We start from the raw sequence: 26,991 nt of genomic DNA on the forward strand, positions 1-26,991 counted from the left end.
GGAACGCTGCCCCGGGGGTGACTCCTCTGCCGCGGGTCAGTCCACCCACGCGTCCTGGACGGTGCGGGTGAGGCGGGACCCGTCGGTGCCCGTGACGGTCAGCCGCAGGTCGACCGGACCCGACCCGCGCACCGGTGTGACCGTCCACGACCCGTCGATGGCCCGGGCTGGCTGCCGCTGCCAGGACGCTCCGCCGTTCCGGGAGATCTCGGCCGTGACCGCGGTGCCGGCCACGTCGGTCTGGTCGAGCCGCCACGGCGTGATGACCAGCTGGGCGCCGGGCACGCGCTGGGAGTGTTCGTCGACCGGATACGTGACCCGCACGTCGGTGAGCGGCAGGGCCGTCGGTGTCGGTCCGGAGTGCGGCGTGGTGCTGAACTCCCAGACGGAGGTGACCGACGTGGAGTTCCGCCAGAGCACCTCGTCGTGCGACGTGGTGAGCTCGATGCGCCAGTCCGACGGGCCGGGACCATCGGCCGCGAAGATGCCGTAGCCGGTGAAGTCTGGGGCCAGGACCACCCCGTCCCGCGTCACCGACCCGGTGCGCGCGAAGCGGCCGTTCAGAGCATGGCCGTCACCGTCGGTCGCGCCGAGGCGCAGCCGCACCTCGTCCTCGGCCGTGGTGGCCGGTGCCCGGAAGTCGGTCGCCGGGGTGTCGCCCTGCAGGCCCGAGCCGACGGAGCCGTCGAACCAGTGGGAGGTGGCGCGGGTCGTGGCACCCGCGTAGGTGGTGATCGGGGAACGGGCCGTCAGCGTGAAGCTGTCGACGACCGTCTGCTCCCAGGCGCTGCCGTTGTCGATCACGTAGTCGGTGCGTGTCGACCCCGGCTCGATGAAGTCGTAGACGGGCGCCAGGAGGCAGCGGCACGGCTCCTGCGGTGCCCGCGCCTCGAGCATCAGGATGCTGGATCCGTCGGTCTGGAAGTGCTGCTCGACCGCGGTCAGGTCCTCCTCGGCCAGACCGGGGAACGGGTCGGCCACGATCGTGGGGAAGGCGTCGATGACGTCATAGAGGTAGTCGGGGTAGGGGTCGGCCCGGAGCAGCATCGGTGCGGAGCCGCCGCTCGCGCGGGTGCGCTCGAGGGCGCGCGCGGCGTCCTCGGAGGGCAGGGTGAGCACGGGCAGGCTCGTCCACACCACCGGGTTGGTCAGGCCCTCGCCGGCCGGCGCGACCAGGACGGCCCGGGCTCCGGCCTCCTGCGCCGCAGCGATCTCCTGGCCCAGCGCCCGGCTGGCCGTGAGCAGCACGGTGTCGCCGGGGCGGGAGCCCTCCAGCCCGACGTGCAGGCGGGTCTGCCCCTCGATGGCCGGTGCGTCCAGCGGGTTCAGGTGGCGCACGGCCAGGGGCAGCGGCTCACCGGTGCCCAGGACCGTGGCGTCCACCACCGGCTCGGTGCTGCGGATCCACGGGTAGAAGCTGAACACGCCGTCGGTGACCGGCCCGCTGGGGATGACCGAGACCTGGGCGACGGTGCTCCCCTGGGGGAACACGACGGTCGCGGCCATCAGCGGTGCGTTGCCCTCGATGCCCCGCTGCCAGCCCAGGACGACGCTGGACTGGGCGCTGGGCCGGGGCGTGGCCAGCGCCAGCGGCTCACCGTCGCGGGCGTCCACGGTGACGGTGAGCGGCTCGCCGGCCGTGACCGTGAACTCGGGGTCACCGCCGAAGGTCAGCTCCTCGGCGTGCTTCCGGGACGCGTCCAGCGTCGTGACCTCGCCGATCATGCTGTAGGTGCCCGGAGGGAGGTAGAACGTGCGGCCCTCGGCAGCGCTGACGGAGAAGGCGATGTAGCCGTTGGCCTCGTAGGGCTCGCAGTGGAAGTCCATCAGGGTGAAGCGCCCCGGCGCCGCGCCGCCGCGGCGGTCCACGGCGTTGATGGTGACCGGCACCTTGCCGGGCGCGGGAGCGGTGGGGTTGGCGTTGGCCGGGTCACGGCAGTAGTCCGGTGTGGTGACCTCGGTGGCCGCCGGGCCCGGCTGGGCCAGGAGGGTCGTGTCCTCGCCGACGGTCCGGGCGACGGGTGTGCTGTCACCGGCCGCGGCGGTCACGTCCGTGGTGTGCACCGAGGTGAGGGTCGCGTCGTCGGTGGAGGTCAGGACGAGGTGCCCCTCGTGGTGCACCGTGCGCACGACCGGCGAGTCAGCCGCGGTGCCGGCGCCGATCCCGGCGGGCCGCCCGCCCTCCAGGAGCATCTCCGCGCCCACCTCCTCGTCGAGCTCGTCGCCCGCGGCGACGACGCGATCGGGTTGCGCGGCAGCCTGATCCGGCGGGGCGCCGACGGAGGGGCCGGCCAGGCCGGCGAGCAGGAGCGCTCCGCTCAGGGTGGCGAGGACGCGCGTCCGGGTGGAAGTCATGGGGGCTCCATCTGACGGTCAGGGGCGGGGGCTGCGAGCCATCATGGCCCGCGAGCGGACACGCTGTCCCATCATCTGGTGTCTGATGCAAGATAATGTCGTGCATCAGACATCGGAGGAGGCCTGGGCGGCGCTGGGCCTGGACACCGCGGACCACGCCGTCTACCTCACCGTCCTGGAGGGTGCGGACCGGGAAGCGGTCGTGACCGCGCGCACCGGCCAGGACGAGGAGGCCGTCGCCCGGTCGCTGGCCAGGCTCCGAGGCCTCGGCCTGGTGGGCTCGGGGGCGGACGGCGGCGTGGTCGCGGGAGAGCCCGCGCTGACGCTGCGGCGGGCCGCGGGTCGCCTCCACAGCCTGGCGGGGGAGCTGCTCACCGAGTCCGCCGACCTCCAGGCGCTCCACGACCGGGCCCACGGTCCGGACCGCAACCAGCCGGACCTGCGCGTGCTCGCGTCGCTGCAGGAGACCCAGCGGGCCTTCGCCGACCTGCTGGCCGGTGCCGAGCGCGAGGTGCTCGCCTGTGTCAAGCCACCGTTCCTGGCGACGGGTGACTTCTCCGACGACGAGCACGACCAGCTGGACCGGGGCGTGGTCTACCGCGTCGTCTACGACCCGGAGGCGGTGGAGGCCATCGGCGGGCCGGAGCTGCTGGCCTCCTTCGTCAGGGCGGGGGAGCAGGCCCGGGTCACCGATGCGATCCCGCTCAAGATGTTCCTGGTCGACGGCACCCGGGCGCTCCTGCCGCTGGCCGGGGACGAGGGCGTCGAGGACGGCGGTGCCCTCCTGGTGACCAGCCCCGGACTGGTGTCGGCCCTGGTGGCCCTGTTCGAGTCGGTATGGGTGCGTGCCTGGGACCTGCAGGCGCCCGCCCCGCCCAGTGGGCTGGCTCTCGACGACCGGGACCGGCAGATCATCTCGGCGCTGCGCATCGGCGCCACCGACGACGCGATCGCCCGGCGCCTCGGCGTCACGCCCCGGACGGTGGGCCGCCGCCTGGCCCGGCTGCTGGAGCTGACCGGTGCCGCGACCCGCTTCCAGCTCGGCTGGCGGCTGGCGGTCCTCAGCGAGGAGACCCAGGAGGACCCTGCGGCCACCGGGCCCTCATCCGGAGTTGGTAGGCTGCCCCACACGACACGCGCTCCGGGGTCGGTGTAATTCCGAACCGGCGGTGACAGTCCGCGACCCGACCGCAGCCAGCGGCCGGTTGACCCGGTGGAACTCCGGGACCGACGGTGAGAGTCCGGACGGGAGGCAGCGCGCACGTCGACGGAGGACCGTCGGCGTCCGGGTCCTGACGACCCGAGACGTCCCGCCGGTGTCCCTCCCGTTGGCGTATCCGCGTCTCCCACGTTTGCTCCGGAGCCTTCACAGGACGGAGCGGACGCAGTGACCACGCACACCGAGCACCTCGAGCTGGCGCTCGCCTGCGCCCGGCAGGGGCCGGCGCGCGACCCCAACCCCCGCGTCGGCTGCGTCCTCGTCGACGCCGACGGGCAGGTCGTCGCCCGGGGCCACCACGCCGGTGCCGGCACCCCGCACGCCGAGGTGGCCGCGCTGACCGCAGCCGGTCCGCGGGCCCGGGGCACCACGGCATACGTCACCCTCGAACCCTGCAACCACCACGGCCGCACCGGCCCCTGCGCCCAGGCCCTCCACCGGGCCGGCGTGGCCGGGGTCGTGTATGCCGTGGCGGACCCCACCGCGCGGGCCGCCGGGGGAGCGGCGTGGCTGGCCGGGCAGGGCGTGCGGGTCGAGCAGCAGGACCACCCCGGTGCGGCGGAGCTGGTGGCCGACTGGGCCCGCGCCGCGGTGCTCGGTCGTCCCCACGTGACGTGGAAGGTGGCCAGCACCCTGGACGGCCGGGTCGCCGCCGCCGACGGGACCAGCCGCTGGATCACCTCGGCGCCGGCCCGGCAGGACGGCCACGACCTGCGCGCCCGCGTGGACGCGATCGTGGTCGGCACCGGGACCGCACGCACCGACGACCCGGCGCTGACCGCCCGGGGCGCGGACGGCACCGAGCTGGCTGACCAGCCGCTGCGCGTCGTCGTCGGCAAGAGCGACCTGGCGCCCGGAGCACGGCTCACCTCCGGCACGACGCCGGCCCTGCAGCTACGCACCCACGACCCGGTGGAGGTGCTCGCCACCCTGGCGGAGCGGGGCGTGCACTCGGTCCTGCTCGAGGGCGGCCCGACGCTCGCCGGAGCCTTCTGGGCCGCCGGCTGCGTCGACGAGCTGCTCGTCTACCTGGCTCCCGCCCTGCTGGGTGCCGGACCGTCCGCCGTCCCCGACCTCGGCATCGCCACCGTCACCGACACCGCGCGCCTCGACCTCGTCGACGTCGCACGGGTCGGCCCCGACCTGCGGCTGCGCCTCGTGCCGCTCACCACACCCCACCCCCACCAGGAGGACTGACACATGTTCACCGGAATCGTCGAGGAGCTCGGCACCCTCACCCAGCGCACGGACGGCCACGACTCGAGCGTCATCGAGATCCAGGCGCCCACCGTGGTCAGCGACGTCCAGCACGGTCACTCGATCGCCGTCAACGGCGTCTGCCTGACCGTCACCACCCACACCGCCGAGGGCTTCACCGCCGACGTGATGGCCGAGACCCTCGCCCGCTCCAGCCTGGGCCGTCTGCAGGCCGGCGACACCGTCAACCTCGAGCGGGCGATGCGCGCCGACGCGCGGTTCGGTGGGCACATCGTGCAGGGTCACGTGGACGCCACGACCACCCTCGTCTCCCGCGAGCCGGGCGAGAAGTGGGACGTGGTGACGTTCGCGCTGCCGCCGGAGCTGCGCCGCTACGTCGCCCTCAAGGGCTCGATCGCCCTGGACGGCGTCTCCCTCACCGTCTCCGGGGTCACCGACGACACCTTCTCGGTCAGCCTGATCCCCACCACGCTGGAGCTGACCACGCTGGGGCGGCGCCGGCCCGGCGACGAGGTCAACGTCGAGGTCGACGTGCTGGCCAAGTACGTCGAGTCGATGCTCGCCGGCAGCGGGGCGGTGACACCGTGAACCTCCACACCATCCCCGAGGCCCTGGACGCGCTGCGTGCCGGACGGCCCGTCCTGGTGCTGGACGACGCCGACCGGGAGAACGAGGGCGACGTGATCCTCGCGGCCGAGAACCTGACGGCCGCCTGGCTGGGGTGGACCATCCGCCACAGCTCGGGCTACGTCTGCGCGCCGATGCCGGGGGAGTGGGCCGACCGGCTCGGGCTCCCGCTCATGGTCGAGCAGAACGAGGACCTGCTGCGCACGGCCTACACCGTGACCGTCGACGCCGCGGCGGGCGTCACCACCGGCATCAGCGCCGGCGACCGCGCCCACACGCTGCGGACGCTCGCCTCGGCCGGGACTACGCCCGGGGACCTGCGCCGCCCGGGGCACGTGGTGCCGCTGCGCGCCCGCGACGGCGGCGTGCTGACCCGGCGCGGTCACACCGAGGCCGCGGTCGACCTGTGCCGACTGGCCGGCCTGGCGCCCGTCGCGGCGATCGCCGAGCTCGTCGACGACGAGGGCGAGATGCTGCGCGGCCCGCAGGTCGCGGCGCTCGCGGCCGAGCACGACCTGCCGGTGATCACCATCGCCGACCTCGTCGCCCACCGGCTCGTCCACGACGCGGTCCGGCGCGAGGCCACCACGGTGCTGCCCACCGCGCACGGCGACCTCACGGTGCACGGCTACCGCGACCTGGTCACCGGCGTCGAGCACCTCGCTCTCGTGGGCCGGCCCGACCCGGGCCCCAACCCGCTGGTCCGGCTGCACTCGGAGTGCCTGACCGGGGAGGCCCTCGGCTCGCGGCGCTGCGACTGCGGCCCGCAGCTGCACGACGCGCTCGACCGGGTCGCCACGGAGGGCGGCGTGGTGGTCTACCTGCGCGGCCACGAGGGCCGCGGCGTGGGCCTGATCGACAAGCTGCGGGCGTATGCCGTGCAGGACACCGGGGTCGACACCGTCGCCGCCCAGCACGTGCTCGGCCTGCCGGTCGACGCCCGGGACTACTCGGCCGGCGCAGCGATCCTGCACGACCTGGGTCTGGCGGACCGACCGCTGCGGCTGATCACCCACAACCCCGACAAGGCCGCCGCCCTGCAGGCGCGCGGCCTGACCGTCGGAGCGACCGAGCCGTCCCGCACCGTGCCACCACCGGAGTCGCACGCCTACCTCCGGACCAAGGCGGAGCTGCTCGGACACCTGCCCCACGGCATACCCACCCCCACCACCATGAGGAGCACAGCATGAGCAAGGCCGGAGCACCCACCCTGACCGTCGAGGCCGCCGGCCTGCGGGTCGCCGTCGTCGCCGCGTCCTGGCACACCACGATCATGGACGGGCTGCTCGACGGCGCGCGCCGCGGACTGGCCGAGGCCGGGGTGAGCGACGTCGTGGAGGTGCGGGTGCCGGGCAGCTTCGAGCTGCCGGTCGCCTGCGCGCGGCTGGCCAGGACGGGGGAGTATGACGCGCTGGTGGCACTGGGCGTCGTGGTCCGGGGTGGGACACCGCACTTCGACTACGTCTGCTCGGCGGCCACCGACGGGCTGACCCGGGTCGCCGTCGACACCGGGGTCCCCGTCGGCTTCGGCGTGCTGACCTGTGACGACGAGCAGCAGGCCCTGGACCGCGCCGGGCTGGCCGGCTCCTCGGAGGACAAGGGCCACGAGGCCGCCACCGCGGCCGTCGCGACCGTGGTGGCGCTGCGGGCGGTGGCTGCGCCGGTCTGAGGTGACTTCCCGCCGGGCCCGGCGGAGGCGTCATCAGGGCCGCAGCGCCCGGACCTGCCAGCCGTGAATGACCCCGCCGAGGACGTGCACGATGCCCCGCCCCCGGCGGTCCCGCTTCCCGGTGTCGGAGACCAGGAAGGTCTCGGCCGTGAACCGCTCGGAGACGGGGCGGTCGTCGGCGGCTTCCACAGGCCGGCTCGAGCGTCTCGCGGTAGGTGACCTCTCGGTCGTCGGGTGCGGCGAGGTAGACCGGATCCGGTGCCCCGCCATCCTGGCTGAGCGGGCGGCAGGCTGATGACGTGCGGGACGCCACCGTGCGAGAACTCCTGGGCCGCGATATGTCCTCCGATGGTTCCGTGCCGACGCCGGACCGCCGGGGCAAGAACACGTCGTGAACACACTTTTTCTGAACCTACATGCACTTATCTATTGACTGTATACAGAAAGTGAGATTGCATGGGCCGCACGGTCTAACGGAGTCAAAGGAGACGACAGTGAACCTCAAGATGCGAACAGTGGTGGGCATAGCGTCAGCAGGCATTGTGCTGACCGCCTGTGGCGGACCGGCAGCCGAGGAGGCCGCTGACCAGGCCGCCGACCAGGGCGCCGAGGGCGGGAACAAGGCCGTGTCCGTTGCGGCTGTGAGCACCAGTTGTCTGCAGTTCTATCCGATGTACGTCGCTCTTGAGGAGGGAATCTTCGAGGAGAACGGCCTGGACGTGACGATCGAGCGCATGAACGGCTCAGGCGCTGTCCTTCAGGCCATGCTCGCCGGACAGGTGGACATCGGGACACCGGGCCCGGTGCCCACGATCCTCGCGCAGGCCCAGGGCGAGGACATCAAGTACGTCGCCAACCTCTGGCCCGGTGGCGCCTTCGCCCTGGTCGCGACCGAGGCCTCAGGCATCACCGATGCGGCCGACCTCCGGGGCAAGACGATCGGTGTCGCCACGGCCGACGGGAGCGAGGTGTCGTTCGCGCAGACCATCCTGGGTGCCGAGGGGATGGAGGAGGGCGACTACGAGATCCTGGTCGTGGGCGAGGGGGGACAGGCGGTCGCTGGGTTCCAGCGAGAGGACATCGATGCCTATGCCGCCTCGATGGACGGGGTCGCGACGATCGAGCACGCGGGGATCCCGCTCACCGACATCACGGGTGACTCGACCTCTTACCTGTTCGGCAACGGACTGGCCGCCGACGCCTCGTACATCGAGGAGAATCCCGACGTCATCGGGGCCTTCGGCAAGAGCTTCCGTGAGGGCCGGGAGCTGGCGGACGAGGATGAGCAGGCCGTCATCGATGCCTGCCAGGTCCATCAGCCCCAGGAGGTCGAGGACCTGGAGTATGTGAGCGCCCACCTCGGAGCGCTGTCGCCGAGCTTCCACCCCGGGGAGACCGAGTGGGGCTCGATGACCGAGGAGGCCTGGGAGCAGATCATCGCCGACACGGTGCAGACCGGGGACATCGCGGAGGGCGAGATCGAGGCCAAGGACCTGTTCACGAACGAGTTCGTCGAGGCCTTCAACCAGTGAGCAGTATGACCCGCACCAGGTCCGAGGAGACCTATGCCGTCTCCGGGCTCAGTCACCGTTACCCGGCGGGTGACGTGCTGGCTCTGCAGGGCATCGACATGGTGCTCCCGAAGGGCTCGGTCACGGCGCTGATCGGGCCCAGCGGGTGTGGCAAGTCGACTCTGCTGAACATCCTGTCCGGACTCCTGCGCCCGACGGATGGCGGGGTGACCCTGTTCGGCTCCCCGCTGACGGGGCCACCGGACGAGGTGGCGCACATGTTCCAGAAGGCGACCCTGCTGCCCTGGCGGACGACGCTGGAGAACGTGGTGCTCCCGATCGAGATCCGCGACGGCAAGAAGGCTGCCAAGGCCGCCTACGGCAAGGCCCGCGACCTGCTGCGCATGGTGGGTATCGGGGATTTCGAGGCGGCCTACCCACAGGCACTGTCAGGCGGGATGGCCCAGCGTGCAGCCATCTGCCGGATGCTCATCACCGAGCCCGAGGTGTTCCTGCTCGACGAACCCTTCGGCGCCCTCGACGAGCTGACCCGGGAGCGGATGGACATCGAGCTCCTCCGGATCGCCAAGGACAGCGAAGCCACCGTGGTGCTGGTCACTCACTCGATCCCGGAGTCCGTCTTCCTGTCGGACCGGGTCTATGCGATGTCTGCCCGGCCCGGGAGGATCGAGGAGGTCATCGACATCGACCTCCCTGCGCCTCGCACCCTGGACACGTTCAGTGACCCGCATTTCGTCGACCGGGTCGGTCAGGTCCGGCGTGCCCTGAACAGAGGACACGGCTATGACGGTCAGTGAGGTGCGGCAGCGAGACACGCAGGAGGAACGGATGGGGCGCCGTCGGGGCGTTGCCGCGGTGCGCGGTGCAGGCAAGATGCTGAACCGGCTGCCGACGTGGGCCGCGGTGCTGCTGATCATCGTCGTCGTGCTGGCCCTCTGGCAGCTGGTGGTGTCCCTGGGGACGATCTCGGAGCTGGTGCTGCCCTCCCCGTTGTCCGTCGGTGGGCAGCTCGTCATCGTCACCCAGCAGCTGATCGGTGGCGAGTACCTCCTGGGCCAGCTGTGGATCACGATTCAGGAGGTCCTGCTGGGTTTCGGCCTGGCCGTGACGGTAGGGATCACGGTCGGCCTGATCGTCGGGCAGACCGAGTTCGGTCGCAAGGGCGTGATGCCGATCTTCGTCCTCCTCGACGCGACGCCCAAGATCGCCTTCGCGCCGGTCTTCATCGCATGGTTCGGCTTCGGCATTGCCTCGAAGTTCCTCATGGCAGCCTTCATGTCGATCTTCCCGATCATCGTCGGCACCGCCGCGGGACTCGCGGCGACCAGCGAGGAGGAGATCAAGCTCTTCCGGTCCATGAAGGCCTCTGGCTGGGACATCTTCTGGAAGTTGAAGGTCCACCGGGCGCTGCCCTTCGTCTTCACCGGTTTGAAGATCGCTGTCGTCGCGGCGGTCACGGGTGCCGTTGCCGCTGAGTTCATCGGCGGTGGCATCGGCTTTGGGGAACAGGTCCGCGTCGCTGCGGCCCGGATCGCCCTGGACCGTGTGTTTGCGCTGATCCTCTACCTCAGCGTGCTGGGTCTGCTGCTGTATCTGGCGGTGGCCTGGCTGCAGAAGAAGCTGACGTTCTGGGACCAGCCCGGCCGAGACCGCTGAACCTTCCGTGTCACAGTCCTCGGCGTGCCCGCGAGGGCACCCCGGCGACGACTGAACCCTCATACCCAACCCAGCAAGGAGAAGAAGAGAAGATGAAACTGGCCAACTACGATGGTCGTGCGGTCCTGGTCCAGGACGGGGCAGCCTATGACGTCGAGCACGTCAGCAACGGGCGGTTCGGTCCCGACACCGCTGCGGTCCTGCGGGACTGGGAGGAGTTCACGGCCGCCGCGAGCACGTTCTCCCTCGAGCAGGGGGTCGACATCGACCCCTCACTGCTCGGACCGCCGGTGGCTGCTCCGCGGCAGATCTTCGCGATCGGCCTGAACTACCGGGACCACGCCAAGGAGACCGGAATGCAGGCTCCGGACGAGCCAGTGGTCTTCACCAAGTTCCAGAGCTCGATCGCGGGGCCTGCGGCCGAGGTGCAACTCCCCTCCGACTTCGTGGACTGGGAGGCGGAGCTCGTTGTGGTGGTGGGCAAGGAAGCACGCAACGTGTCCGCTGATCAGGGCTGGGACCATGTTGCCGGCCTCACGGCAGGGCAGGACTACTCCGAGCGCAACGTGCAGAAGCGCGGTGCGTCGCCGCAGTTCAGTCTGGCCAAGAGCTTCGCGAACTTCTCACCGACGGGGCCGTTGCTGGTCACGCCCGACGAGTTCCCCGACCGGGACGCCATCGGTCTCAGCACCACGATCGTCAACGGGTCGGGCGAGCAGGTGATGCAGAAGGGAAGCTCGGCTGACCTGATCTTCGACGTGCCAACTCTCGTGGCCAAGCTCTCCGAGGTGCTGACCCTGTTCCCGGGTGACCTGATCTTCACCGGCACACCTGCCGGCGTCGGGATCGGGCGGGACCCCAAGGTCTTCCTCCAGCGGGGGTGGACGGTAGTCACCGAGATCGAGGGCATCGGTCAGATGCGTAACGTGCTCGTCTGAGCGGTGAACGGCTAGCGTTCGGTGCAGGCAACCGGCAGAGGGAGGAGGACCTTGGTGAGCAAGCCACAGCAGTCGCGCTCCGCGGAGTACGCCTACGAGGCGATTCGGGCGGCCATCCTCGCCGGTGGCCTGGCACCGGGCTCGGTGGTGTCCCAGGTCCGCCTCGCTGCAGAGCTGGGAGTCAGTAGGACACCCCTGCGGGAGGGGCTCCGCCGGCTCGAGGCCGAAGGGCTTGTGACCTCGGACTTCAACCGTCGGATGGTCGTGTCAGAGGTCAGTCTCGCTGACCTCGACGAGCTCTACGCGATGCGGTTGACCCTGGAGCCGCTCGCTCTGCGCGTGTCCGTGCCGTACCTGTCCGTCGAGGAGCGCGAGGCCGTCCGGGACGCGTTGGGACAGAGCGTCGCTGCTCTGGCTGAGAAGGATTTCGATCGGTTCCAGGTGGCGCACCGGCGGTTCCACCTCGGGTTGACGGCGCGCTGCGGTGACCGCCTGCAGCGCGCCGTCAGTGACCTCTGGGACCAGGCCGAGCGATACCGCCGCGAGTACATGACGGGCGCGATGCACGTAGGCACCCTCGAGCGGACGAACGACGAGCACCGGTTGATCTGTGACGCTGCGATGCTGCAGGACGGTGACCTGGCCGCAGAGGAGCTGACGCAGCACCTCCTGCGGACCTCGCTGTCCATCATGCGCTCGACCGACGGTCGGGCCCACCCGTTGGCCATCATGAAAGCGGTGCCCGAAGCGGCCCACTTCGATGCGAGCCTCATCGGGACCCACCAGAGCACGGTCCGTGACTCAGCCACGGCTGCCGGTGCGGAGTCAGGCCGTCGTGTGGATGATGCTTCCGGCGAGCGGACTCAGGGCGACGGCCAGGTCTAGGAGGGCTTCGTCGCCACCGCGCCACCCGATGAGCGACAGCGAAACGGGTGCCCCGTTGAGCATGCCCAGGGGCAGACTGACCTGGGGAAGCCCTGAGATGCTTGCCATACAGACCAGACGCATGGCATTGACGCGGTAGCTCTCCAACTCCTGCGCGGTGGAGTCCAGCAGGGGCGCGAGATCCGGCGTCGTCGGGAGGGCGATCACGGTGCCCACCGGTGTGAGGCTCTCCATCCGATGTGTGGCCTCCCGCAGCACGCTCCTGGCTTCTGCGGCGTCGTGGTCACTGATCCCTGAGGCCAGGAGCATCCGCTCGCGAATCCCAGGACCCAGGGTCGGCTGTCTCGAGGTGACGAACTCACCGAACGTCTCCCACACCTCGTGGGCCTGGACTACCCGCATGGCTTCGCGCCAGTCGTCCAGGTGTGCGCCCGCCAGGTTCGCCCGCGAGGCAGCCGGCATGAGGGAAGAGGTTGCCCGCAAAGCATCCGTGACGACGCGGGTCACAGGGTCGGTGGCGGCCTCACGCACCTCATCCAGGACGAGGACGGCACGAACCTGGGCGAGCTGGCCCGGGCCGCGCAGCAGGACGGGCCCTGCCTGCCGCAGCACCCCCGCGCTGGAGGCGAACCAACCTCCCGCGTCGAAAGAGGGGGCCATGGTCATCGCCCCGGTGAAGTCAAACCGATCCTTGGTGGTCCTGATCCCGTAGATGCCGCAGTGTGCCGCCGGGATCCGGACCGAGCCGCCGGTGTCACTTCCAATGGCAAGGTCACACGCTCCGGAGGCAGTGGCAGAGGCAGAGCCGCTGGAGGACCCGCCAGGAATGCGGTCAGGGCTTCGAGGATTAATGGGAGTGCCAAAGTGTGCATTCGAGCCGGTGATTGAGTAGAAGAACTCATCACACACCGTTTTGCCGATGATGGTCGCGCCGGCATCGAGAAGGCTACGTACCGCGCCGGCGTGCTCGCCCGCTGGAGGATGCGCATCCCTCCATGCCGGACTCCCTCCACTGGTTCGCGACCCGGCGATGTCGAACATGTCCTTGACGGCCACCGTCAGTCCCGAGAGCGGCCCGGTCGACGAACCCACCACGGCTTCGTCGATGTCGTGCGGCACAAACGCAGCCTGGGAGACGTGGTGTGTCACCCAACCTCCCTCATGCGAGTCCACTTCAGAGCGGCGATGCGTCACACACTCCGTGATCCATCGCCAGCCCTACCGTAGCCAGTCGCTGACGGTAGCCTGCCGACTATGCGCAAACTTGTGGTCAGCGTCATTGCCGATGAGCGGCCCGGTCTGGTCGCCGAGCTCGCGAGTGCGGTCGCCGAGCACGGCGGGAACTGGCTGGAGAGCCAGATGGGACGGCTGGCCGGCAAGTTCGCCGGTGCCGTGCTCATCGAGGTGGACTCCGAGCGGGTGCAGGCCCTCACGACAGCGCTACAGGGACTGAGCGAGGTGGGCGTCGTCGACGTGTCCGCAGCCGACAGTGAAGCGGCGGCGGGACCTGCTGTCGAGTCGGTCGGGCTGCTCGTGGTCGGTCACGACCAGCCCGGCATCGTGCGTGAGGTGACCAAGGCCCTTGCTGCGCAGGGCCTGAGCATCGAGGAGCTCCACACCTCGACCAGCGACGCGCCGATGAGCGGTGACCGGCTCTTCGAGGCCGTGGCGGTCGTCGGTCTGGCCGAGGGACAGGACCTTGCTGCCGTGCGCTCGTCCCTGGACGAGCTCTCCGCAGAGCTGAAACTCGACATCCAGATCGACGACGGCCGCGACGGGCCGGCCTGGGGCGAGGTACCTGACGAGGCGTAGGTGTCTCGGGCCTGCGGTCTCGGAGGCAGCCCACACACACGTGTGCCCCGGCTCTGGGGAGAGCCGGGGCACACGTGTGGTCCTTCTAGTGGTCGTGCCGATCGCCGTCGCCGCTGGCCCACGAGCTGGAGCGCTGGTGCTCCAGGGCCTCGTAGGCGTCGCAGGCGTGGGCGTACTGCTCGGCCACGATCTCAGGATCGTGCCACCAGTACCTCTCCGTCACGGACCGGTCAGCCCGCTCCGTGACGGTGGCCGCCGGAAGGGCCTCGTCCGAGGTCCTCGGCGTGTCCTCGAGCGGTGCCACCCCTGTGAACGGGGCCATCAGCTCGTCCTGCGTGTAGGCCTTGCCGCCGACCATGGTGAGCTCGACCCGGGCGGCCGCCTCGATGTCCTCCAGCGGGTTGCCGTCGACCGCGATCAGGTCAGCGACCTTGCCCGGCGCCAGGCTGCCCACGTCCTCGGACACGCCGAGGTACTCTGAGGGGTTGACGATCGCTGCCCGCAACGCGTCATACGGGTCCCAGCCGTAGCCGACCATCTCCTGCAGGTTGGCGTGCACACCGAGCCCGACGTTGTCCAGAGGTGAGTCGGTGCCCACGAGCACGACGCCGCCCTCCTGGGCGATCCTCTGGAATGTCTGGGCCTCCTGGCACGGAGCGGTCTCACACAGCGGGTCGACCGGCTCCGTGACGTTGTCCGCCACCCGCTCCAGCAGCGACTCCCGCTTCCACGGCGGCAGCAGCGGCAGGCGCGGGTCCTCGGCCACCTCGTCAGCGCGGAGGAAGTCCGTGGTGAACATCGTGGTTGTGACTGTCCGCTCGCCCTCCCCGTACAGCGCCGGCACATCGGCGTAGCTGAAGCCGGTGGCCGTGATGGTCCGGGCGAAGCCCAGACGCTGGGTCGCGGCAAGGTGCGTGGTTCCGTCCTGACCCACCAGGGCACCTGGCGACAGGTAGTGGGACGAGGATGGGACCCCGAGGCGATGCGCCTCGTCGATGACCGTGGCCATGCGGGAGGCAGGGAGGCGCACATACGTCTTCAGGAAGTCGTAGTCCAGCGCCTCAGCCCGGGTCAGCTCACGCTGGACATCCTCGTCGGTGCTGGTGGGACGCATGAAGTTGTAGTAGACCCTTGACCCGTCGATCGGCTCACCGGTCGCGTAGAACCGTGGGCCGACCCGCTCGCCGGCATCGAGGGAGTCCCTGTCCTCCATGGCCCGGTAGACCTGGTCGCCGACCGACAGCGTCGAGGTGATGCCGTACGCCAGACTGATCCGGCCCTGGCGGTCACCGAAGAACCGTGACTCGTAGGCCTGGTGGACGTGTGAGTCCATCAGGCCAGGCATCACCGTGAGCCCGGAGGCGTCGATGACCTCTCCACCATGGTGCGACCGGTGGTGGGGCTCGATGCTGTGGATCCGGTTGCCGATCACGGTGATGTCGACGTCCTCGCGCAGGTCACGAGACTCTCCGTCCCAGAAGGCGCCGGCGTGGATGACCGTACGTCCGGTCTGGATGTCCGGGCGCACCGTGAGTGGCACGTCGATGGTCCTGGCCTCGCCCGTCTCCGCGTCCGCGAGCCGGAGGTCGCCGTTGGACAGGTAGAGCACCTGCGTGGAGTCACCGCTCCACGAGGGCGCATCAGCGACCTCGTCGTTGATCTGGCGAGGCGGTCCCGTCGGCTGACCCGAGGAGTCGACCGGCATGGACTTCAGGGTCGAACCCTCGACGAAGAGCATCGACGACCCGTCGGGAGACCAGACCGGCCCGTCGTCGCCCCGCGTGGAGATCGAGTCGTGCTCGGCGCCGGGAGCGTAGAACTGTTGCAGTCCCGTCTCCACATCGACCGTCAGGATCTGGCTCGTCCCCTCGCGGAACCGCTCGGAGTACTGTTTGACGGCAGCGAAGGCGATCGTGGAACCGTCAGCGGACCACGTCGGCCGTCCAGGGCCGAAGACGGAAGGCACCAGCTCACGAGCCTCCCCGCTCGCCAGGTCGAGGACATAGGTCGCCCCGGTCTGGTCCTGGAAAGCCAGCTGGCTCGCGTCCGGCGAGAAGGACGCGGAGACCTCCGCCGAGTCCATCGCGGTGACCCGCCGTTCGGACCCGTCCTCGAGGTTGCGGATGTAGATGTCCTCGGTGCCGGCCCGGTCCGAGGAGTAGGCAATCTGTGTGCCGTCCGGGGAGAAGACCGGATTGACCTCGTGGAAGTCGTCGTCGGTCAGCTGCTCCGGCTTGCCGTCAATGGGCATCAGCCACAGGTCGTTGAGCGCAACGAAGAGGACGGACTCGCCATCGGGGGACAGCTGCGGGGTCAGGACACCGGCGAGGTCGCGCTTCTTGCGCGAGTCGAAGTCGTGAGCCTTCTTCTCGTAGTCGCCACCCTCCAGGCTGATGGTGGCGGCGAAGGGAATCGCCGTCGACTCCTCGGCCCCGATGTCGCGGGTCCTGACGCCGCCGTCGGTCGTGTAGAGCAGGGTGGAGTCGTCCACCCAGTCCGGGGTGAAGAGGAAGACGTCCTCACCGTCGGTGAGCTGCCTGTCATCGATCATGAGGTCGGCAACCGTGCCGTCCCGCTGGATCCAGGCGACCTGTTCGCCGTCCGGACCCACCGAGGGGGAGTGCACGGTCGCCCTCCCGTCGGGAGCCGGCACGACGAGCTCGCTGTCGCCAGCGCGGTCGGTGCGCCAGATCTCGTTGCCTCCGACGTAGACGACCTCGTCGGCGTCGGGTGAGAAGCTCGGTTCAAACTCCTGCCCGCCGTCCGTCGTCCACTGGGTGAGCTCGCCGCTGGCGACGTCGATCGACCAGATGTCGTAGCTGCCTCCCCGGTCGGAGGAGAACACGATCTCCTGGCCGTCCGCAGACCACCGAGGCTCTCGGTGGTCGAACTGGCCCGTCGTCACCTGCTGCGGGTCCGAGCCGTCCGCTCCGGCGGTCCAGATGTGGAACTGGCCGCCGGCATACGCCTGGAAGGCGAGCCTGCCGTCGGGGGCGACGTCAGGCCTCGCGGTCTCCTGCAACGGGGTGGTCAGCGCTTGCGCCTCTCCGCCCCCTGGTGGAACGGAGTAGAGGATGCCGTGGAGGTCGATCACCGTTGATCCGTCCGGGGCATGGGCGGCGGCGATGTTCGTGCCTTCGGTCACCTCGACCTCGGCGGGTTGGGGCGACACCGACGGGGCAGTGTCCGCGGCGGGGAGCTGGCCGCTGGCAGCAAGCGCCGGCGCAAGCGCCAAGGATGTGGCACCTGCGATCAGCACAGTCACGCGGCTTCTTCGGGGTGAAGCGTGCATGAGGCGAATCCTTTCTCGACGAAAGTGATGCAAGGACCCTCCTCACTGTTGAGCGCCATGCCACAAAGGTCATCGACATGACATGGGCAAGCGACGAGTGGCTCGGGCCCAGCGCTCTGTGGCGGTGGGGGTTCGACGAGCGGGCAGCCGGTCGGGCCGAAACGCAGGGGAGTTCCCGAGAGGCTGTTGCCGGACGACGCCCCGGAGTACGCTTTCGGTCACACGCAGAGGCATGACGGGCCCACAGAATCGGCCGGCCCCGGCGCTGAGGAGCCGTCATGATCCTGGTCAGTGGTGCCACCGGTCAACTAGGGAGCAGGGTCGTGCGCGCCCTGCTGGCAGACGGTCAACAGGTGCGCGCCCTGGTCCGTCCAGCGTCCGATGCCAGCGAGCTCGAGGGCCTGGGGGCAGAGGTCGCCCGCGGCGACCTGCGGGAGCCGGAGACCCTCCTCGCTGCCCTGCAGGGAGTGGACACGGTGGTCACGACTGCCAACGCGGTCAGCCGGATCCTCGCCGGTGAGAAGGACCTCAGGATCGCCGACGTCGACGGCGCCGGAAACCGCAACCTGATCCGAGCGGCCGAGACGGCCGGAGTGGGCCGGTTCGTGTTCGTGTCGGTCGCCGGGCTGGGGAAGGGCATGGAGCGCAGTGCTCCCCTCGCCAGGGCGAAGTGGGAGGCGGAGGAGGCCCTGCGGGCCACGCGGATGCAGACCGTGATCGTCCGCCCCGACATGTTCATGGACGTCTGGCTCACCCCGGTGGCCGGGATCGACCCGGCTGCCGGGAAGGCGGTCATCTTCGGACGGGGCGAGACAGCTCACCGCTATGTCGCGACGGACGACATCGGGGCACTGTGTGCCCACCTCGCGGTGGCGGCGGACCCGCCAGCAGTCGTCGAGGTCGGTGGTGCGGAGGCCCTGACGCGCAACCAGGTGGTCGCGGCGTTCGCCGCGGCGACGGGGCAGACGCTCAAAACCCGGCATGTGCCACGGCCCGCCCTGACCCTGGGCTCCCGGACGCTGTGGCGGCTCAAGCCGGAGGTCGCGTCCCTCATGGGCATGGCCAGGTTCTACGACACCCACCCCAGCGCGTGGGACGACGCGCCGCTGCGGGCGGCGGGCATCGAACCACGCGGTGCGACCTCCTTCATCACTGAGGCTGCGCAGAACCCGACGGCCTGAGTCGACCAGACTTCGCGGGCGGTGTCCCCAGCGCCCTGGTGGGCGCGGCCTCACGGCGTCGGGTGTCCGGCAGGTGGGCCACCCCCCAGTCCGCCAGCGCGTCAACCACCGGGCCCAGGGCGCGGCCCTGTTCGCTCAGCCGGTAGCTGTAGCGCGCCGGGCGGTCGCTGTAGCGCGTCGGTTCGATGATCCCGGCGTGTCGCGCACGACGAGCAGCGACCACCGGTCGCCGACGAGGTCGAGCGTGCTGGCAACGGCACAGTCGGAACGCCGGGGCCGCCGATCGCCCTCGGTGCGGCGATCGGCATACCGCCGGTGCTGGTCCTCGCCCTCCTGGCGCGGTCGGCGCGGTTCCGCAACTGGGTCCGGTCCCTCGACCTGCGGACCCTCACCCTGCTGCAGACCTGGCGGGCGGTCGGCCTCGCCTTCCTGGCGCTGTGGTCCGTCGGCGCGCTGCCCGGAGGGTTCGCCCTCCCGGCCAGCTACGGAGACGTCGCCGTGGGGGTGACGGCCCCGTTCGTCGCGGCGTTCATCCTGGGTCGCGGGAGGGCCGGGCGGGTCGCCTACCTCGGCTGGACAGCCTTCGGGATCATCGACCTGCTCGCCGCGATCACCCTCGGCATCCTGTACTCGCCGACCTCGGTCGGCGTGCTCTCCGGCGGCGCGGCGGGCCCGGGCGTCATGGGGCAGTTGCCGATGAGTCTGATCCCCACCTTCGGGGTGCCCTTCACCCTCGCCCTGCACGCCATCTCTGTGTATGCCGCGTGGCAGGCTGACTGGACCGCGCCCGGCGCCCGGCGGGTCGCCACGCCGGTCGGGAAAGTCGCCGCAGGGCGCTGACCTGCGGCGTCACACCAGTCCCACAATTGCCAGCGCGCCCCTGTTGCGTCTTGTGTCCGACCGTGCCTAAGATCCCTATATCTAGTAGTTACAACCCTGTGGTTCGTCCACATGTTGTGCACAGGCTGGAGGCGTGACCCACACGTCATCCACAGGTCGTCCCCAGCACAACGCACAGGCACGACCAGCAGGAACACCCCGACCCGACCACCGCAGGAGGCCCGAGATGCACTGTCCGTTCTGTCGGCATACGGACTCCAGAGTGGTCGACAGCCGCGTGCAGGAGGACGGGACCGTCATCCGTCGCCGCCGCCAGTGCCCCGAGTGCGGGCGCCGGTTCGGCACGCTCGAGACGGCCACCCTCTCGGTCATCAAGCGCTCCGGCGCGACCGAGCCGTTCAGCCGCGACAAGGTGCTCGCCGGAGTGCGCAAGGCCTGCCAGGGGCGGCCGGTGACCGAGGACGCACTGCAGATCCTGGGGCAGCAGGTCGAGGAGACCATCCGCTCCCAGGGGCAGGCCGAGGTCGACGCCCACGAGGTGGGGCTGGCGATCCTGGCGCCGCTGCGGTGCCTGGACGAGGTGGCCTACCTGCGGTTCGCGAGCGTCTACCAGGCGTTCGACTCCCTGGAGGACTTCGAGGGGGCGATCACGCTGCTGCGGACCGAGCGGGACGCGGCGGAGCAGCAGTCCGACACGGCGGGGAGTATGCCGTAAGGCAGGTCATTCCTGCAGGTCACCGAGGGTTTCGGTCCCGTGAGCGAGGGACTGTCGGTGGGCGGTGGGACGGTGGTGGGGAGCCACTGGAGCAGGACGAGATGAACAGCACACGACGTTGAAATCAACAGGTCAGCACACACCAGAGGAGTCAGGATTATGACGGAGACGAGCGCGGCACGGTCCCGTTCGCGTAGGGCCGGCAAGGGCCTGAAGATCGAGCGCATCTACACCACACCCGGCGTGCACCCCTATGACGAGGTGACCTGGGAGAAGCGCGACGTCGTCCAGCAGAACTGGAAGACGGGCGAGACCATCTTTGACCAGCGCGGCGTCGAGTTCCCCGACTTCTGGTCGGCGAACGCCTCGACGATCGTCACCACCAAGTACTTCCGCGGGGCCCTCGGCACCGAGGCCCGCGAGCAGGGCCTGAAGCAGCTCGTCGACCGGGTCGTGCTGACCTATGTCAAGGCGGGCAAGGAGCACGGCTACTTCGCCACCGAGGAGGACGCCGAGATCTTCGAGCACGAGCTGACCTACGCTCTGGTGCACCAGATCTTCAGCTTCAACTCCCCGGTGTGGTTCAACGTCGGCACCAAGTCGCCGCAGCAGGTCTCCGCGTGCTTCATCCTCTCCGTGGACGACTCCATGGACTCCATCCTCAACTGGTACAAGGAGGAGGGCTTCATCTTCAAGGGCGGCTCCGGTGCCGGCCTGAACCTCTCCCGCATCCGCTCCTCCAAGGAGCTGCTGTCCTCCGGTGGCACCGCCTCCGGCCCGGTCTCCTTCATGCGTGGTGCCGACGCCTCCGCGGGCACCATCAAGTCCGGCGGCGCGACCCGTCGCGCGGCCAAGATGGTCGTGCTCGACGTGGACCACCCCGACATCGAGGAGTTCATCGAGACCAAGGCGCGCGAGGAGGACAAGATCCGCGCGCTGCGTGACGCCGGCTTCGACATGGACCTGGGCGGCAAGGACATCGTGTCCGTGCAGTACCAGAACGCCAACAACTCGGTCCGCGTCTCCGACGAGTTCATGCGCGCGGTCGAGGAGGGCCAGGAGTTCGGTCTGCGCTCCCGCGAGGACGGCTCGGTCATCGAGACCGTCGACGCCCGCGAGCTGTTCAACAAGATGGCCAAGGCCGCCTGGGAGTGCGCCGACCCGGGCATCCAGTACGACGACACCATCAACGACTGGCACACCAACCCCGAGACCGGCCGGATCACCGCGTCCAACCCCTGCTCGGAGTACATGTCGCTGGACAACTCCTCGTGCAACCTGGCCTCGCTCAACCTGCTGAAGTTCCTGCGCGAGGACAACTCCTTCGACGTCGTGAAGTACCAGGCCGTCGCCGAGCTGGTCATCACGGCGATGGACATCTCGATCTGCTTCGCCGACTTCCCGACCGAGCCGATCGGTGAGACCACCCGCAACTTCCGCCAGCTGGGCATCGGCTACGCCAACCTCGGCGCCCTGCTGATGGCCACCGGCCGCGGCTACGACTCCGAGGGTGGCCGCGCGCTGGCTGCCTCGCTGACGTCGCTGCTGACGGGTGCCGCCTACAAGCGTTCCGCCGAGCTGGCCGGCGTCGTGGGTCCCTACAACGGCTACGCCCAGAACGCCGACGCGCACAAGCGGGTCATGCGCAAGCACCAGGCCGCCAACGACGAGATCCGCACACTGCACGGGATGGACTCCGACATCCACAAGGCCGCCACCAAGGCCTGGGACGCCGTCGTCAAGGTGGGGGAGAAGCAGGGCTACCGCAACGCCCAGGCCTCCGTCCTGGCCCCGACCGGCACCATCGGCTTCATGATGGACTGCGACACCACCGGCATCGAGCCGGACTTCTCGCTGGTCAAGTTCAAGAAGCTCGTCGGCGGCGGCTCGATGCAGATCGTCAACCAGACGATCCCGCGCGCGCTGAAGATGCTGGGCTATGCCGAGGAGACCATCGAGGCGATCGTCGAGCACATCGCCGACAAGGGTCACGTCATCGACGCCCCCGGCCTGAAGACCGAGCACTACGAGATCTTCGACACGGCCATGGGGGAGCGCTCCATCAAGCCGATGGGCCACGTGCGGATGATGGCCGCGGTGCAGCCGTTCCTGTCCGGTGCGATCTCCAAGACCGTCAACCTCCCGGAGGACGCCACCGTCGAGGAGATCAGCGAGGTCTACCTGCAGGGCTGGAAGATGGGCCTGAAAGCTTTGGCCGTTTATAGAGACAATTGCAAAGTTGGCCAGCCCCTGTCCGACGGTGGTTCAACCGCCAAGGACAAGAGCGCCGCGGCCGCCGAGGCCAAGGTCGAGAAGGTCGTGGAGTACCGGCCCGTCCGTAAGCGCCTGCCCAAGCGCCGCACCAGCCAGACCACGTCGTTCTCGGTCGGTGGCGCAGAGGGTTACCTCACCGCCGGCACCTACGACGACGAGACGCTGGGCGAGATCTTCCTGAAGTTCGGCAAGCAGGGCTCCACCCTGGCCGGCGTGATGGACGCCTTCTCGATCGCGGTGTCGATCGGCCTGCAGTACGGCGTGCCGCTGGAGACCTTCGTGGAGAAGTTCACCAACCTGCGGTTCGAGCCGGCCGGTCTGACCGACGACCCGGACGTGCGGATGTCGCAGTCGATCATGGACTACGTCTTCCGTCGCCTGGCGCTGGACTACCTGGACTTCGAGACCCGCGACTACATGGGCATCCACTCCGCGGAGGAGCGGGCCCGTGAGCTGGAGACCGGGTCCTACCTGGCCGGGGCGGGCTCGGACGACTCTGCCGACGAGTCGGTGGAGGACGAGCTGGAGTCCTACAGCCAGTCCGTCGCCCCGTCCTCGAAGAAGGCGGCCGAGAAGCTCGAGGTCGAGGACAAGGCCGGCGTCGCTGCCGCGTCCGTCCGTGCAGTCGATGCGGAGATCCGCTCTTCTGCCGAGCTCATGGACAAGTTCCAGGGCAAGTCCGCCGACGCCCCGATGTGCATGACTTGCGGGACGAAGATGCAGCGTGCCGGATCCTGCTACGTCTGCGAGGGCTGCGGCTCCACCAGCGGCTGCAGCTGACCCCCTGATTCCGCCGTGGTGCGGGGCTGCACACAGAGGCCCCCGCACCACGGCGGCGCCATTCGCGGAGCTCGGAATCCTGAAGGGCTCACGACGCAACAGTCTTTTCAGTGGGCGGTGCGGTCTCGCGCTCTGCCTGTGAGCCAGGTACATCTCGCTAAACGGGTCGAGTCTTTCGTAGTATAGGTTCGCGAACGGTTTGTAGCTTGCTGCAGTGCAGCCACTCCGCAAGGGACTCCTCGCGGTGGCCTGGTGCTGGAAACGCCTACGCGATCCGTCGTGCCTGTTCGGAACGCCTCGGCAATGCCGACTCACGGCCAATCTCGCCGGTTCTGCGTACGATGAACTATCTGTCAATAGGCGCGCGCTAGGTTCTTGAGCATCGTGCCTAGTACCGTAGAAGTCATGGCGGCACACGTGAGGACAGGCTCGTGGGCGTCGAGCCCGGGGCGTCGGCGCAATATGCAGGCCAACCGTGCACGGGACACCAAACCTGAACTGGAAGTCCGACGTGCCCTACACGGACGTGGACTCCGATACCGGGTGGCGATGGCACCAGATCCCGGCCTACGCCGCACTGCAGACATTGTCTTTACACGGGCGCGTGTTGCCGTGTTCATCGACGGCTGCTTTTGGCACGATTGTCCGGAGCATGGCCGATCGACCTTCAACCATAACGCCGACTATTGGCCAACAAAGATCGCTGCCAACGTGGCCCGTGATGTCGATACGACCCAACGGCTTCGTTCCTCAGGTTGGCTCGTCTTGCGATTCTGGGAGCACGAAGACGCTGCCGACGTCGCCGAGCGAATCCGGCAGGCTGTGTCGCACCAATACAAGCACTACATAAGTGAAGAGAAATAGCCGAGGCTGGGGTTATCGAAAGTGCCGATAACCAAACCGCGGTCGAGGAATCGATTGAACTCTTCGCAACTGGTCTCCGGCAACAAGGCGCAACCATGACACGCGGCAAGGTTGCATGAGTCAGGCCCTTGGCCCCTTTCCCCGGCATCCATGCAAACCGGATCGGTAGAGCACCAGTTCGCATCATTGAGCGCTGAAGTGAAGACGGGCTTCAAGCGCTCCTGCTGAGCCATCCGTACCAGACCCCCCAGGGTGCCCTCGGAGTCACCTGCAGCCGTATAGATAAGCAGGCCAGCCATGTCGCGGCTTCCATTTCGCGAGACGTAGAGTCGCTCGCGAAGTGATGCCGAACTGTAGCCGCAGCTGAAGATCAACTCGTTGATCAGTAGGTGTGCCAGTGTGTGGAGCATGACCATGCGTGGCGCGATGTCACGGGGTCGTCCGCCGCGATCCGTGATTACCTGGCCGTAGCGATTCGCTATGCGGTCGGCCCGCGCTTGCACCTCTCCCCGTGCCTCCCAGGCGGCGAGTTTGTCGGATTCGAGTTCGAAGTAGATGCCCTCGCCCTTAACGACATAAGCGGGCAGCCAGTCACGCTCCGGCGAGAGCGGTCGCCGCCGCAGTAGCGCTTTACCCTCCGGCACCTTCAGTTCGCCATCGCGACCCCGGGTGAACCCGCGAAGGGCCCGCGTCTCGCGTAGCACTGTGACACTGCGGACGCGTTTGATGTGAGCTTGAAGTGCAGGATGGACACCAGGGTCGGATGCCCGGAGCTCGTCGTCTTGCGGTGTCTCACGGATCATCTTAAATTCGGGATAACGCCAGATGTCGAGATCGCCTGACTCGGGGTCGTCGTCCTCAGACAGTTCGTCTCCGATGCCGAAGCGGTCGCGGTAGGCGGCGAGCAATTCCTCGTCGGAGTACGAGTCGAAAAGTTCGGCAGGGATCAGATTCCGGATCTGCGCAGCGGTAGCTGCCGCATCAGCGAAAGCGTGGACAGCGTTAATGGCGGGCTCGACATCGGGCCGACGCAGCAGATCGCGCATCGCACCGCTGACCGCGCCAACCTGTTGAGGCAGGAAAATTGAGGACTCGACGCGTGGGAAGTAGACGTTCCCAGCCGCCCGCAGCGCACCCCGCACAGGCATATCGCACGCCCCGTCTGGCTCGTGCAGCCACGGTCGCGCACCGGTGCACAAGTATGGCCTGGAACGGCCTTGCAGATCTTGGGTGAGGACCGTGCTCTCGTCCCCAGCGTCATCCTTACGGCCCGCCATCGTAATGCCCATGAGTGAGCGAGAGGCGCCACAACCTCGGCGTTCGTCGCGCTTGTTCTTGGCGTCGTAGCCGCATCGAACTACTTGGCCCTCCAGCCCACCCCCGCCTGTAGAGAACAGGCGCAGCGTACCGGTGCAGTTGGTGTCCTGTGACCGGTGTACCCACTCGCGGAATGGGAAGTCGTCGATGTGGCCGTCCTCGCACAGAGCCACGAACGGCACCTGCGACATGCGTGGGCCCTTGCTCTTGCCGCCTGCGTGCGCTGGGTCCTCGCAGCGCACGACTTCCTGGAAACTCGGTGGCACGCGCTTGAGGCGCTTGCAGTACATGCAGAATGCGTAACACGGGAAGCGCAGTACAGGTACGCTGAGACGAACGTTGCGTCGATCTTCGCCGTAGCCTGAGCGCCAGTCCGGAGGTAGGCGGAACTCCTTGACGTTCAACCGGGCCTCGAGACGCCAGTCGTGGACCGTAAAGTCCTCCAGGGCTAGATCGGTATTGTCCTTCGGGAACCAGTGGTCGAGCCCCGCGGTGATTACGGATGTGCCGTCGACCAGCACGCTCATCGCTCCAACTCCGAATGGCGATACAAGTTGGGCACGCCGGATGCTGCCTGACGTCATGCCTGAGCCTCCTCGGTTTCGACGTCTTCGTTGACGTAGGCGAGCGTGACGTCCAGGCGGCACTCCGCATCGACGCTTCGCATGCTCATTGGTGTTTCCCAGGTGATGTTCTTGTTGTCGGGATCCGCTAGTTCGCCGGCAGGGCGCATGAGACCCTGCTTGGGGTCCCCCTTGAAGTAAGTGGTTGCAGCCCACGCCGTTCGCTCGCCCTTGTCCCACTGGCGGGATCGCTCGTCTACCCAGTGATCGAAGACAGCCAACTCTCCGGGGTCGACGAGATCAGCCCGGGCTCGAAGTAGCGCGACGGCCTCGGCGAAGGCCGCCTTCGGAAAGGGACTTGGCTCAAGTGCAGGGTCGACCTGCCGCATCCGAGAGATCGCTGCCGCGTGCAGGGCCCGTTTGAGGACGGGTTCGGCGAACGGCGTCACGGAGGTCGGCTCGACCTGTGCATAAAGTTGCTGGTGGTAGGTCCGGAAGCGTTCGTAGTGACTGCGGTCACGAGGTTTGGTTGCTCCGTAGATGGTAATGACAAGGCCGGGGGTGCGCGGATGTCGGCCAACTCGGCCGCTGACCTGGATGTACTGTGCGGTGGTCTTGGGCTGACCGACGATCGTCATGAGGCCGAGCCGGTCGATGTCAACGCCGACCTCAATGATGTTGGACGCCAGGCAAACATCAACGCATTTGGCGTTCTCCGGGCAGGACCGGCCCGAAACGCACTTCGCGCCGTCTGCACAGTCGGGATGTGGCAGCCGGAACTCCAACTCCTCGATCGCCTTAGGGATCTCGTCGCTGCGCCGCCGGGAAGTCAACTCCATGGTGTTTCGTGGGTAGCGCGGCGTGACCATGTCACGCCGCTGCAACCCGACGAGGTAGTCGGGAATGTCGGAGTCCAGCAACGAAAGCGTGTTACCGAGTTCACGCAGGCTGTTCAGGAAGTTCAAGTTCGTCCAGTAGCCGTCGCGGTCAGCCGGGTCGGGAATCTGGGGCCCGGCTTGGAGTGTCGCCGTAGCCACGCGCACCTGGACTGTCTGAGTCGAGCCGAGGGAGGGACTCATGACGCCGAGGTACCGGCGGCCAGGTGCTCGACGGCCATCTTCCATACGGGCAGGCTCGGCGAAGAAGGAGTGTCCTTCCTCTAGGAGACTGCTGAAGAAGGGGCTTGTCGGGGTGGTTTGTGCGTGGGTGGCGGGCGAGGCGCCACGGATGGGCCGTCTTGCGGCGTGTTGAGGT

General features: G+C 68.7%; 23 protein-coding genes and 1 riboswitch. Of the genes, 16 read left to right on the plus strand and 7 right to left on the minus strand.

Annotated features, from left to right (window positions below; translation table 11 throughout):
* Positions 1–36: 36 nt before the first annotated feature.
* On the minus strand, positions 37–2,355 hold the full coding sequence (locus DA085_RS07560; RefSeq protein WP_109472328.1) for a hypothetical protein: 2,319 nt from the start codon (positions 2,353–2,355) through the stop codon (positions 37–39).
* A gap of 100 nt (positions 2,356–2,455) precedes the next feature.
* Here DA085_RS07560 and DA085_RS20890 point away from each other — a divergent pair, with 100 nt between their 5' ends.
* The 5 genes from DA085_RS20890 to ribH all read left to right on the plus strand — a co-directional run bounded on the left by DA085_RS20890 (position 2,456) and on the right by ribH (position 7,088).
* Entirely contained in the window at positions 2,456–3,511 is a 1,056-nt protein-coding gene (locus DA085_RS20890) for a helix-turn-helix domain-containing protein (RefSeq protein ID WP_154402127.1), read from the plus strand.
* A riboswitch (FMN riboswitch) is annotated at positions 3,488–3,618 on the plus strand. (Overlaps the previous gene by 24 nt.)
* Positions 3,619–3,742: 124 nt before the next feature.
* The gene (ribD, locus tag DA085_RS07570) at positions 3,743–4,771 is read left to right on the plus strand and encodes a bifunctional diaminohydroxyphosphoribosylaminopyrimidine deaminase/5-amino-6-(5-phosphoribosylamino)uracil reductase RibD (protein WP_109472329.1); all 1,029 of its coding nucleotides are present in this window, start codon (positions 3,743–3,745) and stop codon (positions 4,769–4,771) included.
* Between the two features lie 3 nt (positions 4,772–4,774).
* Entirely contained in the window at positions 4,775–5,380 is a 606-nt protein-coding gene (locus DA085_RS07575) for a riboflavin synthase (protein ID WP_109472330.1), read from the plus strand.
* Entirely contained in the window at positions 5,377–6,609 is a 1,233-nt protein-coding gene (ribB, locus tag DA085_RS07580; protein WP_109472331.1) for a 3,4-dihydroxy-2-butanone-4-phosphate synthase, read from the plus strand. The genes DA085_RS07575 and ribB overlap by 4 nt, the downstream gene beginning before the upstream one ends.
* Positions 6,606–7,088, plus strand: coding sequence for a 6,7-dimethyl-8-ribityllumazine synthase (gene ribH / locus DA085_RS07585; protein ID WP_109472332.1), 483 nt, complete (start codon positions 6,606–6,608; stop codon positions 7,086–7,088). The genes ribB and ribH overlap by 4 nt, the downstream gene beginning before the upstream one ends.
* Positions 7,089–7,121: 33 nt before the next feature.
* Here the strand turns inward: ribH and DA085_RS20895 are convergent, their stop codons facing one another.
* Positions 7,122–7,277, minus strand: coding sequence for a hypothetical protein (locus DA085_RS20895; protein ID WP_154402128.1), 156 nt, complete (start codon positions 7,275–7,277; stop codon positions 7,122–7,124).
* Positions 7,278–7,582: 305 nt separating this feature from the next.
* Between DA085_RS20895 and DA085_RS07590 the strand changes: the two genes are divergently transcribed.
* From DA085_RS07590 to DA085_RS07610, 5 genes are all read left to right on the plus strand, one after another.
* Positions 7,583–8,620 (plus strand): ABC transporter substrate-binding protein, encoded by a 1,038-nt coding sequence (locus DA085_RS07590; RefSeq protein ID WP_161958445.1) that lies wholly within the window; start codon positions 7,583–7,585, stop codon positions 8,618–8,620.
* Between the two features lie 5 nt (positions 8,621–8,625).
* Positions 8,626–9,417 carry an ABC transporter ATP-binding protein gene (locus DA085_RS07595; protein ID WP_109472334.1) on the plus strand — a complete coding sequence of 264 codons (792 nt, stop codon included), beginning with the start codon at positions 8,626–8,628 and terminating at the stop codon, positions 9,415–9,417.
* Entirely contained in the window at positions 9,404–10,276 is an 873-nt protein-coding gene (locus DA085_RS07600; RefSeq protein WP_109472335.1) for an ABC transporter permease, read from the plus strand. The genes DA085_RS07595 and DA085_RS07600 overlap by 14 nt, the downstream gene beginning before the upstream one ends.
* Positions 10,277–10,368: 92 nt before the next feature.
* On the plus strand, positions 10,369–11,214 hold the full coding sequence (locus DA085_RS07605; protein WP_109472336.1) for a fumarylacetoacetate hydrolase family protein: 846 nt from the start codon (positions 10,369–10,371) through the stop codon (positions 11,212–11,214).
* 54 nt (positions 11,215–11,268) lie between these two features.
* Positions 11,269–12,099 carry a GntR family transcriptional regulator gene (locus tag DA085_RS07610; RefSeq protein ID WP_161958446.1) on the plus strand — a complete coding sequence of 277 codons (831 nt, stop codon included), beginning with the start codon at positions 11,269–11,271 and terminating at the stop codon, positions 12,097–12,099.
* Here the strand turns inward: DA085_RS07610 and DA085_RS07615 are convergent.
* Complete coding sequence (locus DA085_RS07615) at positions 12,040–13,293, minus strand: amidase (protein WP_272914479.1); 1,254 nt, start codon at positions 13,291–13,293, stop codon at positions 12,040–12,042. The two genes, DA085_RS07610 and DA085_RS07615, sit on opposite strands and share 60 nt — an antisense overlap.
* 60 nt (positions 13,294–13,353) lie before the next feature.
* Here DA085_RS07615 and DA085_RS07620 point away from each other — a divergent pair, with 60 nt between their 5' ends.
* Positions 13,354–13,911 (plus strand): glycine cleavage system transcriptional repressor, encoded by a 558-nt coding sequence (locus DA085_RS07620; RefSeq protein WP_109472339.1) that lies wholly within the window; start codon positions 13,354–13,356, stop codon positions 13,909–13,911.
* Positions 13,912–13,996: 85 nt separating this feature from the next.
* Here the strand turns inward: DA085_RS07620 and DA085_RS07625 are convergent, their stop codons facing one another.
* Positions 13,997–17,083, minus strand: coding sequence for an amidohydrolase family protein (locus tag DA085_RS07625; RefSeq protein WP_202619138.1), 3,087 nt, complete (start codon positions 17,081–17,083; stop codon positions 13,997–13,999).
* Between the two features lie 398 nt (positions 17,084–17,481).
* On the opposite strand from DA085_RS07625, the gene DA085_RS07630 reads away from it, so the two are divergent.
* The gene (locus DA085_RS07630) at positions 17,482–18,384 is read left to right on the plus strand and encodes an SDR family oxidoreductase (protein ID WP_109472341.1); all 903 of its coding nucleotides are present in this window, start codon (positions 17,482–17,484) and stop codon (positions 18,382–18,384) included.
* On the opposite strand, the gene DA085_RS21990 is transcribed toward DA085_RS07630, so the two are convergent.
* Complete coding sequence (locus DA085_RS21990; RefSeq protein ID WP_202619139.1) at positions 18,353–18,607, minus strand: winged helix-turn-helix transcriptional regulator; 255 nt, start codon at positions 18,605–18,607, stop codon at positions 18,353–18,355. The genes DA085_RS07630 and DA085_RS21990 overlap by 32 nt on opposite strands.
* A gap of 92 nt (positions 18,608–18,699) precedes the next feature.
* Here DA085_RS21990 and DA085_RS21315 point away from each other — a divergent pair, with 92 nt between their 5' ends.
* From DA085_RS21315 to DA085_RS07650, 4 genes are all read left to right on the plus strand, one after another.
* Positions 18,700–19,224: a hypothetical protein gene (locus DA085_RS21315; protein ID WP_202619140.1), complete on the plus strand. Its 525-nt coding sequence runs from the start codon at positions 18,700–18,702 to the stop codon at positions 19,222–19,224.
* A 226-nt stretch (positions 19,225–19,450) separates the two neighbouring features.
* Positions 19,451–19,939, plus strand: a complete 489-nt coding sequence (gene nrdR / locus DA085_RS07640) for a transcriptional regulator NrdR (protein WP_109472342.1) — start codon at positions 19,451–19,453, stop codon at positions 19,937–19,939.
* Between the two features lie 159 nt (positions 19,940–20,098).
* Complete coding sequence (locus tag DA085_RS07645; protein WP_109472343.1) at positions 20,099–22,993, plus strand: vitamin B12-dependent ribonucleotide reductase; 2,895 nt, start codon at positions 20,099–20,101, stop codon at positions 22,991–22,993.
* A gap of 405 nt (positions 22,994–23,398) precedes the next feature.
* Complete coding sequence (locus tag DA085_RS07650) at positions 23,399–23,857, plus strand: very short patch repair endonuclease (RefSeq protein WP_109472344.1); 459 nt, start codon at positions 23,399–23,401, stop codon at positions 23,855–23,857.
* Here DA085_RS07650 and drmB read toward each other — a convergent pair.
* Both drmB and DA085_RS07660 read right to left on the minus strand, forming a co-directional pair.
* Positions 23,836–25,758, minus strand: coding sequence for a DUF1998 domain-containing protein (gene drmB / locus DA085_RS07655; RefSeq protein ID WP_109472345.1), 1,923 nt, complete (start codon positions 25,756–25,758; stop codon positions 23,836–23,838). The two genes, DA085_RS07650 and drmB, sit on opposite strands and share 22 nt — an antisense overlap.
* Positions 25,755–26,991 (minus strand): helicase-related protein (locus tag DA085_RS07660; protein WP_272914480.1); only part of this gene is annotated, 1,237 nt, incomplete at its 5' end. The genes drmB and DA085_RS07660, both read right to left, overlap by 4 nt.

This window comes from Ornithinimicrobium cavernae, assembly GCF_003121625.1.
In the GTDB taxonomy this organism is placed as follows: Bacteria; Actinomycetota; Actinomycetes; order Actinomycetales; family Dermatophilaceae; genus Ornithinicoccus; species Ornithinicoccus cavernae.

Coding starts and splice junctions, on each gene's coding strand:
- DA085_RS07560 (WP_109472328.1), bottom strand. CDS start 2,355: ATGACTTCCACCCGGACGCGCGTCCTCGCCACCCTGAGCGGAGCGCTC.
- DA085_RS07575 (WP_109472330.1), top strand. CDS start 4,775: ATGTTCACCGGAATCGTCGAGGAGCTCGGCACCCTCACCCAGCGCACG.
- ribH (WP_109472332.1), top strand. CDS start 6,606: ATGAGCAAGGCCGGAGCACCCACCCTGACCGTCGAGGCCGCCGGCCTG.
- DA085_RS07595 (WP_109472334.1), top strand. CDS start 8,626: ATGACCCGCACCAGGTCCGAGGAGACCTATGCCGTCTCCGGGCTCAGT.
- DA085_RS07600 (WP_109472335.1), top strand. CDS start 9,404: ATGACGGTCAGTGAGGTGCGGCAGCGAGACACGCAGGAGGAACGGATG.
- DA085_RS07605 (WP_109472336.1), top strand. CDS start 10,369: ATGAAACTGGCCAACTACGATGGTCGTGCGGTCCTGGTCCAGGACGGG.
- DA085_RS07620 (WP_109472339.1), top strand. CDS start 13,354: ATGCGCAAACTTGTGGTCAGCGTCATTGCCGATGAGCGGCCCGGTCTG.
- DA085_RS07630 (WP_109472341.1), top strand. CDS start 17,482: ATGATCCTGGTCAGTGGTGCCACCGGTCAACTAGGGAGCAGGGTCGTG.
- nrdR (WP_109472342.1), top strand. CDS start 19,451: ATGCACTGTCCGTTCTGTCGGCATACGGACTCCAGAGTGGTCGACAGC.
- DA085_RS07645 (WP_109472343.1), top strand. CDS start 20,099: ATGACGGAGACGAGCGCGGCACGGTCCCGTTCGCGTAGGGCCGGCAAG.
- DA085_RS07650 (WP_109472344.1), top strand. CDS start 23,399: ATGGCGGCACACGTGAGGACAGGCTCGTGGGCGTCGAGCCCGGGGCGT.
- drmB (WP_109472345.1), bottom strand. CDS start 25,758: ATGACGTCAGGCAGCATCCGGCGTGCCCAACTTGTATCGCCATTCGGA.